General features: G+C 62.3%; 15 protein-coding genes and 1 pseudogene. 10 read left to right on the forward strand and 6 right to left on the reverse strand.

The genetic code is table 11. From position 1 onward, the window contains the following. The first annotated feature begins 3 nt into the window (after nt 1–3). Nucleotides 4–522 carry a GNAT family N-acetyltransferase gene (locus C1M53_RS12700; protein WP_129412575.1) on the forward strand — a complete coding sequence of 173 codons (519 nt, stop codon included), beginning with the start codon at nt 4–6 and terminating at the stop codon, nt 520–522. A 9-nt stretch (nt 523–531) separates the two neighbouring features. On the opposite strand, the gene C1M53_RS12705 is transcribed toward C1M53_RS12700, so the two are convergent. After that, the gene (locus C1M53_RS12705) at nt 532–1,041 is read right to left on the reverse strand and encodes a class I SAM-dependent methyltransferase (RefSeq protein ID WP_129412576.1); all 510 of its coding nucleotides are present in this window, start codon (nt 1,039–1,041) and stop codon (nt 532–534) included. Between the two features lie 165 nt (nt 1,042–1,206). On the opposite strand from C1M53_RS12705, the pseudogene C1M53_RS12710 reads away from it, so the two are divergent. The 3 genes and pseudogenes from C1M53_RS12710 (at nt 1,207) to C1M53_RS12720 (ending at nt 2,710) form a co-directional block, all read left to right on the forward strand. Continuing rightward, nucleotides 1,207–1,898: pseudogene (locus tag C1M53_RS12710) on the forward strand (glutathione S-transferase family protein). A 9-nt stretch (nt 1,899–1,907) separates the two neighbouring features. Further along, nucleotides 1,908–2,240, forward strand: coding sequence for a metalloregulator ArsR/SmtB family transcription factor (locus C1M53_RS12715; RefSeq protein WP_129412577.1), 333 nt, complete (start codon nt 1,908–1,910; stop codon nt 2,238–2,240). Between the two features lie 2 nt (nt 2,241–2,242). Then, complete coding sequence (locus C1M53_RS12720) at nt 2,243–2,710, forward strand: SRPBCC family protein (RefSeq protein WP_129412578.1); 468 nt, start codon at nt 2,243–2,245, stop codon at nt 2,708–2,710. Between the two features lie 92 nt (nt 2,711–2,802). Here the strand turns inward: C1M53_RS12720 and C1M53_RS12725 are convergent, their stop codons facing one another. From C1M53_RS12725 to C1M53_RS12740, 4 genes are all read right to left on the reverse strand, one after another. Beyond that, a complete protein-coding gene (locus tag C1M53_RS12725; RefSeq protein ID WP_129412579.1) occupies nt 2,803–3,162 on the reverse strand; it encodes a DoxX family protein in 360 nt (119 codons plus the stop codon). A 152-nt stretch (nt 3,163–3,314) separates the two neighbouring features. Then, nucleotides 3,315–3,821 (reverse strand): MarR family transcriptional regulator, encoded by a 507-nt coding sequence (locus tag C1M53_RS12730; RefSeq protein WP_129412580.1) that lies wholly within the window; start codon nt 3,819–3,821, stop codon nt 3,315–3,317. Next, nucleotides 3,805–4,347, reverse strand: coding sequence for a cupin domain-containing protein (locus C1M53_RS12735; RefSeq protein WP_129412581.1), 543 nt, complete (start codon nt 4,345–4,347; stop codon nt 3,805–3,807). The genes C1M53_RS12730 and C1M53_RS12735 overlap by 17 nt, the downstream gene beginning before the upstream one ends. Continuing rightward, on the reverse strand, nt 4,344–5,072 hold the full coding sequence (locus tag C1M53_RS12740; RefSeq protein ID WP_129412582.1) for an NAD(P)-dependent oxidoreductase: 729 nt from the start codon (nt 5,070–5,072) through the stop codon (nt 4,344–4,346). The genes C1M53_RS12735 and C1M53_RS12740 overlap by 4 nt, the downstream gene beginning before the upstream one ends. Before the next feature lie 147 nt (nt 5,073–5,219). Between C1M53_RS12740 and C1M53_RS12745 the strand changes: the two genes are divergently transcribed. The 6 genes from C1M53_RS12745 (at nt 5,220) to C1M53_RS12770 (ending at nt 11,041) form a co-directional block, all read left to right on the forward strand. Then, nucleotides 5,220–5,615: a DUF4345 family protein gene (locus C1M53_RS12745; RefSeq protein ID WP_129416150.1), complete on the forward strand. Its 396-nt coding sequence runs from the start codon at nt 5,220–5,222 to the stop codon at nt 5,613–5,615. A gap of 246 nt (nt 5,616–5,861) precedes the next feature. After that, nucleotides 5,862–6,422, forward strand: coding sequence for a F0F1 ATP synthase subunit delta (locus C1M53_RS12750; protein ID WP_129412583.1), 561 nt, complete (start codon nt 5,862–5,864; stop codon nt 6,420–6,422). Beyond that, complete coding sequence (atpA, locus tag C1M53_RS12755) at nt 6,422–7,951, forward strand: F0F1 ATP synthase subunit alpha (protein WP_129412584.1); 1,530 nt, start codon at nt 6,422–6,424, stop codon at nt 7,949–7,951. The genes C1M53_RS12750 and atpA overlap by 1 nt, the downstream gene beginning before the upstream one ends. 30 nt (nt 7,952–7,981) lie before the next feature. Then, the gene (locus tag C1M53_RS12760) at nt 7,982–8,863 is read left to right on the forward strand and encodes a F0F1 ATP synthase subunit gamma (protein ID WP_129412585.1); all 882 of its coding nucleotides are present in this window, start codon (nt 7,982–7,984) and stop codon (nt 8,861–8,863) included. A 73-nt stretch (nt 8,864–8,936) separates the two neighbouring features. Then, complete coding sequence (gene atpD / locus C1M53_RS12765) at nt 8,937–10,568, forward strand: F0F1 ATP synthase subunit beta (protein WP_129412586.1); 1,632 nt, start codon at nt 8,937–8,939, stop codon at nt 10,566–10,568. 65 nt (nt 10,569–10,633) lie between these two features. Beyond that, complete coding sequence (locus C1M53_RS12770; protein WP_129412587.1) at nt 10,634–11,041, forward strand: F0F1 ATP synthase subunit epsilon; 408 nt, start codon at nt 10,634–10,636, stop codon at nt 11,039–11,041. Nucleotides 11,042–11,223: 182 nt separating this feature from the next. On the opposite strand, the gene C1M53_RS12775 is transcribed toward C1M53_RS12770, so the two are convergent. Continuing rightward, nucleotides 11,224–12,057, reverse strand: coding sequence for an amidohydrolase (locus C1M53_RS12775; protein ID WP_129412588.1), 834 nt, complete (start codon nt 12,055–12,057; stop codon nt 11,224–11,226). Nucleotides 12,058–12,135: the final 78 nt, after the last annotated feature.

A 12,135-nucleotide genomic window follows, 5' to 3' on the forward strand; every position in this document is an offset into this window, starting at 1 on the left:
TCCATGAGCGATGTCGCAGGCAGCAACCTCGAATTCCATCCTCTCAACCGAGAGCAGCATGGTAGGGGCGTAGCGGCATTCTACGAGCGGGCAGGCGACTATGTATTGATGGAGCGCGGTGAGCTCCCCGATGCGGCGAGCGTTCAAGCATTCTTCGAGGATTGCCCTCCGGGGTGCGATCCGGCAAGCTCCCTCAAGCTGGCGTGCTTTGACGGGCAGGATGCCATCATCGGAATCGCAGACATGGCTTTCGGTTTTCCCGAAGCATCGGATGCCTATATCGGGCTGCTGCTGATCGATCCCGGTATGCGAGCACAGGGTGTTGGCCGGCGTTTCGTGCAGCATCTCGCTCGCGAGGCACGGGCGCGGCTGTGCCAGCGGCTTCTGGTTGCCGTGCTCGATATCAACACGCGTGGCCGCAGCTTCTGGGAGCGCGAGGGGTTCGTGCTGGAGAAAACGTTCGAACCGCGACACATCGGTGCGAAAAGTCATGTGCTGCATCGGCTGATCAAGCCGCTGTAGGCGCGTTCATCAACGCGGGATGGCGACCATCAGCAGCAGGGGCGCATGTTTCGCTTCTTCGACCCTCCGGATATGCCAGCCTGCGGTTTCAAGCCTGGCACGGAGCTTGGCGCTGATTGATTCGATCTGGCTCGCCGATGGCGGTTCATAGGCGAGGGCAAGTCTGCCGTCGGGTTCGAGCAAACCACGGAGGGTTTTGAGGGCTTCATCCGCGTCGATCCAGAACAGGTTGACGTTGACGGCGAAGGCGATGCCGAAACGGTCGGCGCCGGCATCGAAGTTTTCGATGGCGGCCTGAACCAGCCGTAGCCTGCCGCCGCGTTCATCAATTTCGTTGAGTGCACGCGCAGCTTCGATCGCCGTGTCGGAGCGGTCTATGCCAACCAGCCTGCCGGTCGTCAGTTTCGACAGCACGAGCGCTGCAGCGATGCCGCGTCCGCCGCCGATTTCGAGGATCGTTTCGTTGCCCGCGATGCCGAGTCGATCGATCGTCCAGGCAAGCCGTTCGGGAATTTTCATCGCCAGCGCTTGTCCAACAGCGGGATGGCATATCTGAACGGCAGACCGAGGCGGTGGCAAGGGTTGGCGGGATGGATGAGAAAGGTTTCCGTTGATGGAAACTTTTTGTTGCCTTGCGGATCTCAGGCGAATAGTTTCCCGATCTGGAAACTATGAGGACCACTCGTGTCGCTGACCCTTTATCTCCACCCGCTCGCAGCATTCTGCCACAAGGTGCTGATCGCCTTTTATGAGAACGACCTCGATTTTCGGTCCGAGACCGTGGACCTCCTGGATCCCGGTTCGGCGGCGAGCCATCTCGCACGATGGCCGGTCGGCAAGATCCCGGTGTTGCATGATGCAGTCGGCAACCGCGTCGTTCCGGAGACCAGCATCATCATCGAATATGTGCAGCGGCATTATCCGGGGCCTTCTCCGATGTTGCCGCGGGAACCGGAGGCCCGGCTCGATGCCCGTTTGTGGAGCGCTTTTTCGATCTCTATGTCAGTGAGCCGATGCAGAAGATCGTTACCGACCGGCTGCGGCCGGAGGGCGGCAACGACCCGGTCGGCGTCGCCCATGCCCGCAACACGCTGGATACGGCCTACGCCATGATCGACGGCCAGCTGGCAGGCAGGGAATGGGTGATTGGCGACGACTTCACCATTGCCGACTGTGCTGCAGCGCCCTGCCTTTTCTTTTCCTCGATCGTGCACCCGTTCGGTGCCGATCAGGATAATCTCCGCGCCTATCTCGAACGCCTGCTGGCCCGGCCAGCGGTGAAGAGAACACTTGCAGAAGCGCAGCCCTTCTTCTCAATGTTCCCCTATCGCGACGCCATGCCGGAGCGGTTCGCAAGCGGCGCCGCCTTTGTCTGAGGATAATCCATGCAGCAAACCCAGCCTCTTGACCGCATCTTCCTGGCGCTCGCCGATCCCGGCCGGCGCGGCATGATTGAACAGCTGGCGCGCGGCCCGGCGACGGTGAAAGAACTGGCTCGACCGGCCAATATGCGGCTGCCGTCAGCGGTGAAGCATCTCAAGGTGCTGGAAGAGGGCGGTATCGTGGTTTCGCGCAAGGCCGGTCGAACGCGCACCTATGCCATGCGGCGCGATGCGTTCGCACCGGTGAACGACTGGGTGGGTGCGCGGGAAACAGCACTCAATGCTGCATTCGATCGCCTTGCCCAGGCGATTGCCGACATGCCGGAAGAGGAATGATCATGACTGTCGAACACAAGACCTTCGTCGTCGAGCGCGAACTGGCCGCCAGTCCGGAACATGCTTTTCGCTTTTTTTCGGAGCCCGCGCTGAAGGAGCGCTGGACCTCCTGTCATCCCGACTGGACGGTGCTCGAGGAGGAGTTCGATTTTCGCGTCGGTGGTGTCGAGGCCAAGCGCTGGCGTACTGACGAGGGGCAGGAGCAGACCTTCTTTGCCCGCTATCTCGATATCGTGCCTGCGCGGCGCATCATCTATGCCTTCGACATGGGTTTTGGCGGTGAGCGGCTTTCAGCCTCACTTGCGACGGTCGAGTTTTTTGCCGAGGCGTCTCAAACGCGCATGGTCTTCACCGAGCAGATCGCCTGGCTTGGCGATGCGGGCTCGTTGCAGTTGCGTGTTGCCGGCACTGGCGACGGGTTGGAGCTGCTCGCGGATATCATCGCGATGGATGTCGCTGGTGTACATTAAAACTTTGAATCTGCATTGATATATCAATTGATATATCAGGTTGGATCGCGCATCATTTTTGCCGAAATCGTTTCCGACACCTTCGCTGGTGTTCAACTGGCCATCGCCAGGAGCAGGCCGCCGACAACGGCAAAGTTGATGATGAAGGCGGAGCGGAGGCCCTGCCTTTGCGGGCCTGAGTAGCGCCAGAAATTGAGCGCAAGCCCGCTTGCGGCGATGGTGAAGACGATCAAGGCGGCAGCTGCATAGGACCTGTGGAAGCCAAGGACCACGCATAGCCCGGCTGTGACCTCAAGCAGTGAGCCGGCCGCAAGCAATGGTACAGGTGCCGGGAAGCCATGCTCGCCAAGTTGCCCGGTGATGGCGCGGAAGCGCAGGAAATGCTCCAGCCCCGCCCAGACAAAGACGCCACCGAGCAGGATGAAGCCGAGAAGTTGAAGGGACGGGTTCATGGCGGACCTCGCATGGTGTGAACGTATCGCACCATGCTCCGGCATCTCGCCGCGATCTTGAACGAAACGGCCAAACAGCCTGGAGCAAGTTCAGTGCCCGGCGGTTTCCGTCCAGAAAGCTTCAGAGCGTCTCCACATCCCGCAAAAACCCTCTAGTCTTCGGGTGTGCCGGCCGTAACGGCTGCCAGCCAGCGGCGAACGATCTTCTGTTCGTCCTCGGAGTATCCGGCGGCGAGATCGGCTTCGAGCAGGCGGACGCGGCCGCGCGCCTCGGCATAAAGTGCCTTGCCCTTTTCGCTCAGTTCCAGCTGGCGGATGCGCTCGTTGCTGGCGTGGCGGCGTTTCACGATCGTGCCGGCCTTTTCCAGATTTGCGACGATAACGCTCAGCGTCTGCGGCGTCAGCAATGCCGCGCGTGCCAGATCGGCGTTGGACAGGCCGGGATAGCCACTCAGCATCGCCATCACCGCGAACTGCGGCTGGGTGATGCCGAGATCCGCGAGTGTCGCCTCCATGCGATAGCGATAGGCACCCGCCGCCTGGCGCAGCAGATAACCGAAATAGCCGTCCTCGCCGCGCTTGCCTTCGCCGACACGCGGTATTGGCTGTCTGGAATCCGGGGCGGCTATGACGTCTCTCCTCTCATCTGGAATGGCCATCGTGGTCGTCAGGCAGAAGCACCGTCAAGGGGCCGCAGTTTTCGTCCGCAACGAACATGGCAAGCAAGGATGCCGGTTCGGTCTTGCTGGCGTTCTCCGCGAACAGGTGGATTGCACCTTTCGGTTCGAACCAGCTCTGTCCTTGCGTGTAGGTCATCGGCGGCTCGCCGGCGAGCTGAGATTTCAATGTGCCTTTCAAGACGAACGCGGTCACGTTGCCGGGATGGTGATGGCGCGGCGTGTAGGCGTCCGGGGGAAAGTCGACAATGGCCACCGTCACTGCCTTGCCGGGAATGTCCGGCAGCGGTGTGCAGGAGATCGGCTTGATTTCCGTCACCGGGCGGCCCGAGGCCACAGCAGGCATGCTGCCTTCAGCCATATGCATGGCGTCGGGTCGCGAGCTCGGTGCCGTCATGTACAACCCTGCCGAGACTGCACCCGCTGCAGCGACCACGGCCAATGCGAGGACGTACCGCCGCTTCGCCAGGCCATGCGGGATCCTGTCGTGAAAAACCTGGCTGCTCATGGCGTGGTTCTCCTGAAATCGGCATGCCAACCAAGCTCCGCAATGGCTCTTTCAATGGAGACCTGGCCGTTCGGCTCAGCGATGTTGTAGATGCCGGCGCCGCGATCGACGGCGAGCAACGCTGCACAGGCGGCCGCGTCGATGTGTACGGACGCGCCCGGTTTCGGTGTATCAAATCCGGTACCTGGACCATAGAACTGGCCGTAGCGCAGGATGACGCCGTCCATCGGCGCTTCGAGAGCCTGACGTTCGAGCGCAATGACGCCGTTGATGCTGGTGGCACGTGGCCCCTCCGCGCCGGTATCGAGCGGGTCCTTCTCGTCATGCGGCAGCGGGCCGGGCGCATAGGCCCAGGCGATGCTCTGCACGATCAGTCGCCTGGCACCGGCCCGCTTTGCAGCCTCGACCAGATTGCGGGTGCCTTCGTCGCGGATGCGGGCGTTGCGCACGATCGCTTCGCTCATCCGTGCCGGGTCGAGATCCCTCGGCAGGTCGGTCAGCTGGTGGATGATGATCTCGGGCCTGGTTTCAAGCATGGCTGCCGACAGCGCGTCGGCATCGAACACGTCCACGATCACGGCAGTGGCGCCTGCCGTTTTCAGCTCCTCGCCTTTTGAGGCCGAGCGGGTGGTGCCCCACACCAGGTGGTCCTTTTCGACAAGCATCGGCGTGAGGCGTCGCCCGACCGCTCCGCTGGCCCCAGCGAGAAAAATTCTCATACCCATTCGATCGTCTCCATGTATCAGTGTTCTGATATCAGTGTTCTGATATATGGTCAAGCAGGTGAATTTGACCCGTTGCCGGGGTGCGTCTGCGCGCTTGACTTCCCAAGGCGATGATCTTCAATGCGGTCTCGTTTCGAGGGGACCAAAATGGAATTTTCATTTCCTTGGCCGACCACCCAGGGTGAGTGGCTCGCATGGTCGAGCGCGGCGATAACGTTGCTGCTCGGTCTGGCGCTGTTCTTTGCGCCAGGTCTCTGTTTCAAATTGCTGCGCTTGCAGCCTAAGCCGGAAAAGCCGGAGGCCATCGCCGAAGGGCGGGCACGCATGGCGGGTTTTTATCTCGGAGTAGGGCTCTGCGCGATTCTGTTGGCCCAGCCGCTGCTTTATATGGCGCTCGGCTTCTCGTGGCTGTTCACCGCCTTCGGGCGAGTGCTTGCCATGATGTCCGATGGCGCCAATACACCCTACAACTGGGGCGCGGTGGTTGTGGAGCTCGTGCTGGCGGTGTTGCCGCTTGCCTTCGCCTTTGGCTTTTTGCCCTGAATCGCGGTGAATCCGCCGCCAGCCATTGAACTCGGCCGCCGGATGCGACAAAAGTGCCTTGAAAGCATGTCCGTGGACGCATTGCGGTCCTGAAAAGCCTGTGCTAGACGGCAACCGACTTTCGACCGGGGGACAGCGGAAGCCGCGTCCCTTGGCTTGAAAAAATGCAGTAAGGTCAAAGATTTAGCCAGAGTTTTCGCTCGCGCCAACGATCTGCGGCCTCTCAGACAAGAGAAAAGACGGTCCGTGGCCCAAACGTCCTCGCCAATCTCCGCTGTCGCAGAACGCTATGCGTCATCGCTTTTCGAGCTCGCGCTCGAGGCGAAATCCGTCGCCAAGGTCGAAGCCGATCTCAACAGCTTCGATGCTCTGCTCGCCGGCAGCGCCGATCTGAAGCGCCTGATCGAAAGCCCGGTGTTCACCACCGAGGAGCAGGTTCGCGCCATTTCCGCCATTGCCGAGAAGGCCAAGATCTCCGGTCTCGCCGGGAACTTCCTGCGTGTGGTGGCGGGCAATCGTCGTCTGTTCGCCGTGCCCGGCATGATCAAGGCGTTCCGCCGTATCGCTGCCGAGCATCGTGGCGAGACTGCTGCCGAGGTGACGTCGGCGCATGCGCTGACTTCGGCCCAGGAAGCAGAACTCAAGGCCGCACTGAAAGCCGTCGCCGGCAAGGACGTTGCGATCACCGTTACGGTCGATCCTTCGCTGCTCGGCGGCATGATCGTGAAGATGGGCTCGCGCCAAATCGACACGTCGCTTAAAACCAAACTCAATTCGCTCAAGCTTGCACTGAAAGAGGTCGGCTGATGGACATCCGCGCCGCGGAAATCTCCGCAATTCTGAAAGACCAGATCAAGAACTTCGGCAAGGAAGCCGAAGTCTCCGAAGTCGGTCAGGTTCTGTCGGTGGGTGACGGTATCGCCCGCGTCTACGGTCTCGACAATGTCCAGGCCGGTGAGATGGTCGAGTTCCCCGGCGGCATCCGCGGCATGGCGCTGAACCTTGAGGCCGACAATGTCGGCGTGGTTATCTTCGGTGCCGACCGCGACATCAAGGAAGGCGACACCGTCAAGCGTACCGGCGCCATCGTCGACGTTCCGGTCGGTCCAGGCCTGCTCGGCCGCGTCGTTGACGCTCTCGGCAACCCGATCGACGGCAAGGGCCCGATCAAGGCCACCGAACGTCGCCGCGTCGACGTGAAGGCTCCCGGCATCATCCCCCGCAAGTCGGTGCATGAGCCGATGTCGACCGGCCTCAAGGCGATCGACGCTCTGATCCCGATCGGTCGCGGTCAGCGCGAGCTGGTCATCGGCGACCGTCAGACCGGCAAGACCGCCATCATTCTGGACACCATGCTGAACCAGAAGTCGGTGCACGAGACCGGCCCGGAATCGGAAAAGCTGTTCTGCGTGTACGTCGCTATCGGCCAGAAGCGCTCGACCGTCGCGCAGTTCGTCAAGGTGCTGGAAGAGCGCGGCGCGCTCGATTACTCCATCATCATCGCCGCCACCGCTTCGGATCCGGCGCCGATGCAGTTCCTTGCGCCGTTCACCGGCTGCACCATGGGCGAATACTTCCGCGACAACGGCAAGCACGCCCTGATTTCCTACGACGATCTGTCCAAGCAGGCCGTCGCCTACCGCCAGATGTCGCTGCTGCTGCGCCGTCCGCCGGGCCGCGAAGCCTATCCGGGTGACGTCTTCTACCTGCACTCCCGTCTGCTCGAGCGCGCTGCGAAGCTCAACGACGACAACGGCAACGGTTCGCTGACCGCGCTGCCGGTCATCGAGACGCAGGCCAACGACGTGTCGGCCTATATTCCGACCAACGTGATCTCGATCACCGACGGCCAGATCTTCCTCGAGACGAGCCTGTTCTTCCAGGGTATCCGTCCGGCCGTGAACGTCGGTCTGTCGGTGTCGCGCGTCGGTTCGTCGGCCCAGGTCAAGGCGATGAAGCAGGTCGCCGGCTCGATCAAGGGCGAGCTCGCGCAGTACCGCGAAATGGCGGCCTTCGCGCAGTTCGGCTCCGACCTCGATGCCGCCACGCAGCGCTTGCTGAACCGTGGCGCGCGCCTGACCGAGCTGCTCAAGCAGCCGCAGTTCTCGCCGCTCAAGACGGAAGAGGAAGTTGCGGTGATCTTCGCTGGTGTGAATGGCTATCTGGACAAGCTGGCAGTCAACCAGGTCGGCAAGTTCGAGCAGGGTCTGCTCTCGCACATGCGCACCGCCGGCAAGGCGGTTCTCGATGCGATCCGCAAGGAGAAGGCGCTGTCGGACGATCTGCGCGGCAAGCTCAAGGCCGAGATCGACAATTTCGCCAAGACCTTCGCGTAAGGCGACGGAAGACGGGACCGGGTTTGAAGCATGCCTTCACTAAAAGACCTTCGTAACCGCATCGCCTCCGTCAAGGCGACGCAGAAGATCACCAAGGCGATGCAGATGGTCGCCGCGGCGAAGCTGCGTCGTGCCCAGGAGGCCGCGGAAGCGGCGCGTCCTTATTCCGAGCGGATGGGCGCGGTGCTGGCCAACATCACCCAGGCTGTCGGCGGTGGCGGTGACGCTCCCGCCCTCATGACCGGCACCGGCAAGGACGACGTGCATCTGCTCGTCGTCTGCACGGCCGAGCGTGGCCTGTGTGGTGGCTTCAACTCGCAGATCGCGCGTTTGGCTCGCGACCATGTCCGCAAGCTCCTCGCGGCCGGCAAGCAGGTGAAGATTATCTGCGTTGGCAAGAAGGGCTTCGACATCCTGCGCCGCGACTATGCCTCGCTGATCATCGACCGCGTCGACCTGCGCGAAGTGCGCACGCTGAGCTTCGCGAACGCGGATGCGATCGCCAAGAAGGTGATCGGCCTGTTCAACGACGGTCAGTTCGACGTCTGCACGCTGTTCTATTCGAACTTCAAGTCGGTGATCAGCCAGATTCCGACCGCGCAGCAGATCATTCCTGCCGCGGCAGTGGAAACTTCGGGCGAAGCCGCCAACGGTGCCGCTGTCTATGAATACGAGCCGGAGCCAGGCGAAATCCTTTCCGACCTCATCCCACGCAACATCGCGGTGCAGATTTTCCGGGCGTTGCTGGAAAACGCGGCCGGTGAGATGGGCGCCAAGATGAGCGCGATGGACAATGCGACGCGCAACGCGGGCGACATGATCAACAGACTGTCGATCACGTACAACCGCCAGCGTCAGGCGCAGATCACCAAGGAACTGATCGAAATCATTTCGGGCGCCGAGGCGCTCTAAGCGTGAACCGCGAAGGCAGGCGGCCTTCGCGAGGAGCACGCGGTAACCAAACGGACGAAAAAGGGTAAACACGATGGCGAAAGCAGCGACCCCGAAGAAGGAGGCACCGGCCAAGGCCGCGGCTGCTTCCAAGGCGCCGGCGGAGGCAAAGGCCGCTCCGGCAAAGAAGGCGGCCGCTCCGGCCAAGGCTGCGGCGCCAGCCAAGACGGCTGCCCCTGCCAAGGCTGCAGCTCCGGCCAAGGCGGCGGCAACGAAGGCTCCGGCCAAGACCGCTGCGGTCAAGGCCACCGGCGCTGCCGGCAGGGTTCGCCAGGTCATCGGCGCCGTTGTCGACGTGCAGTTCGACAACCATCTGCCGGCGATCCTGAACGCGCTGGAGACCGAGAACGTCGGCAACCGTCTGGTTCTCGAAGTCGCCCAGCACCTCGGCGAAAACACCGTGCGCTGCATCGCCATGGACTCCACCGAAGGTCTGGTGCGTGGCCAGTTGGTCTACGACACCGGCGCTCCGATCTCGGTTCCGGTCGGTCCGGGCATGCTCGGCCGCATCATCAACGTCATCGGCGAGCCGGTCGACGAAGCCGGTCCGGTCGACGGCGTTGAAATCCGCGCCATCCATCAGCCGGCTCCCGCCTATGTCGACCAGTCGACGGAAGCACAGATCCTCGTCACCGGCATCAAGGTTCTCGACCTGCTCGCCCCTTACGCCCGCGGTGGTAAGATCGGCCTGTTCGGCGGCGCCGGCGTCGGCAAGACCGTTCTGATCCAGGAACTGATCAACAACGTCGCCAAGGCGCACGGCGGTTACTCGGTGTTCGCCGGCGTTGGCGAGCGTACCCGCGAAGGCAATGACCTCTATCACGAGTTCATCGAATCGGGCGTCAACAAGAAGGGTGGCGGCCAGGGTTCGAAGGCAGCTCTCGTGTACGGCCAGATGAACGAGCCGCCGGGAGCCCGCGCCCGCGTCGCTCTGACCGGTCTGACGGTTGCCGAGTACTTCCGCGACCAGGGCCAGGACGTGCTGTTCTTCGTCGACAACATCTTCCGCTTCACCCAGGCGGGTTCGGAAGTGTCGGCTCTGCTCGGCCGTATTCCTTCGGCCGTCGGTTATCAGCCGACGCTCGCCACCGACATGGGCGCGCTGCAGGAACGCATCACCACCACCACCAAGGGCTCGATCACCTCGGTGCAGGCCATCTACGTGCCTGCCGACGACTTGACCGACCCGGCGCCGGCAACCTCGTTCGCGCACCTTGATGCGACGACCGTGTTGAACCGCGCCATCTCGGAAAAGGGCATCTATCCGGCGGTGGATCCGCTGGACTCGACCTCGCGCATGCTTGACCCGCTGATCGTCGGCGACGAGCATTATCAGGTCGCCCGCCAGGTGCAGTCGATCCTTCAGCGCTACAAGTCGCTGCAGGACATCATCGCCATCCTGGGCATGGACGAGCTGTCGGAAGAGGACAAGCAGACGGTTGCCCGCGCCCGCAAGATCGAGCGCTTCCTGTCGCAGCCGTTCTTCGTCGCCGAAGTGTTCACCGGTGCGCCTGGCAAGCTGGTTGACCTCGCTGACACCATCAAGGGCTTCAAGGGCCTCTGCGATGGCGACTACGATCACCTGCCGGAAGCCGCCTTCTACATGGTCGGCAACATCGACGAGGCGGTCGAGAAGGCCCAGCGTCTGGCTGCCGAAGCGGCCTGATCGCAAAAACCAATCGCGCGGGCGATGTCGTCCGCGCGTTTCGTTCCGAGCGTTAGTGAGACGACATGGCTAAAGCTTTCAAATTCGAACTGGTCTCTCCCGAGCGCCTGCTTGTCTCGGAAGACGTCGAGTCCGTCGTCATTCCGGGTGCGGAAGGCGAGATGACCGTCATGGCGGAGCATGCTCCGGTCATGACCACCATCAAGCCGGGCGTCGTCACGGTGAAGCCGGCTTCCGGCAATGTCCAGCGCTTCGTGGTGTTCGGCGGTTTCGCGGACATCCTGCCTTCGGGCTGCACGCTGCTGGCGGAATCCGCCGTCGCCGTCGGCGACATCGACCGGGCCGACATCGCTCGCCGCATCCAGGAGGCGCGCGAGGATATCGCCGACGCCAAGGACGATGCGTCCCGCACCAAGGCCGAGCAGTTCCTGCACCAGCTCACCACGCTGGAAGGCGCGATCCTGCCTGCCTGACGGGTTGCTTGCACAGAATTCAAAAAGCCGGGCTTCAACCCGGCTTTTTTGTTGTCTGAAAACGATGGAGTTCTGCGTGGTCCTGAAGTTGCAGCGTATCCAGAGCAATTCCGGCAGCGGTTTCCGTCCAGACTTGCATAAAAACAAATAGTTAGAGCGTTTCCGTGAAAAACGGAAACGCTCTAGACGCGCCAGAGGCGTTTCGCATTGGCTGAGAGCAGCTGCGACCGCTCGTCTATGCTCGTGCCCGCCAGCAAGGCGTGCGTGGCAGCGACCCAGGTCGAAAGCCCTCCGCCCAGCGTGCAGACCGGCCAATCGCTGCCCCAAACCACGCGATCCCAGCCGAAGCTTGTGATGACGTGCTCCGCATAAGGCCGCAGCGTCTCGACGGACCATTCATCCGGATTTGCGTAGGCGACGATGCCCGAGATCTTGGCCACCACATTCGGCCGACGGGAAATCTCGGCGATATGCTCGCGCCAGGGATGCTCGATCCCGCCCTTGATGTCCGGTACCCCGCAATGGTCGAGCACGAATGTCGTCTCGGGCGCGAGGTCGATCAGAGCGATGGCCTTGGGGATCTGGTGCGGCAGCACGCAAAGATCGAAGGTGAGGCCGCCGCCGATCCGTCGGATGTTTTCGCGAAACAAGGCGCCTTCGGAGACATCATCCGGCACGACATGCAGCACGCGGCGGAAGCCCTTGACGAATGGCTCGCTGCGGACGCGGTCAAGATAGGCTGGAAAACCGCTCTCTTCCGGCCGGCAGGAAGCGATGGCGCCGCGCACCAGACTGTCCGCGTTCGTCGCCAGGGCCTTCACATGGGCGGTTTCCGCTTCGATGTCGTTCGGGTGGACATCCACCTCCATGTGGAATGCGCCTTCGATGCCCGCACGACGGGCCTCGAGCGCGTATTGTTCATGCAGAAAGTCGCGGTTGAGCGCCGGCACGCTGCTGAGCCAGGGGTAATGCAACGCCTGCCTGTCGATCAGGTGCAGATGGGTGTCGAAGATCATGGAGCTTCCCTGAATGCGGCGGCGAAAGCACGCCCTGCTTCGACCATGAGAGCATCATTCCGGCGGGAAGGAAATGCT

It is taken from the genome of Mesorhizobium sp. Pch-S, from assembly GCF_004136315.1.
In the GTDB taxonomy this organism is placed as follows: Bacteria; Pseudomonadota; Alphaproteobacteria; order Rhizobiales; family Rhizobiaceae; genus Mesorhizobium.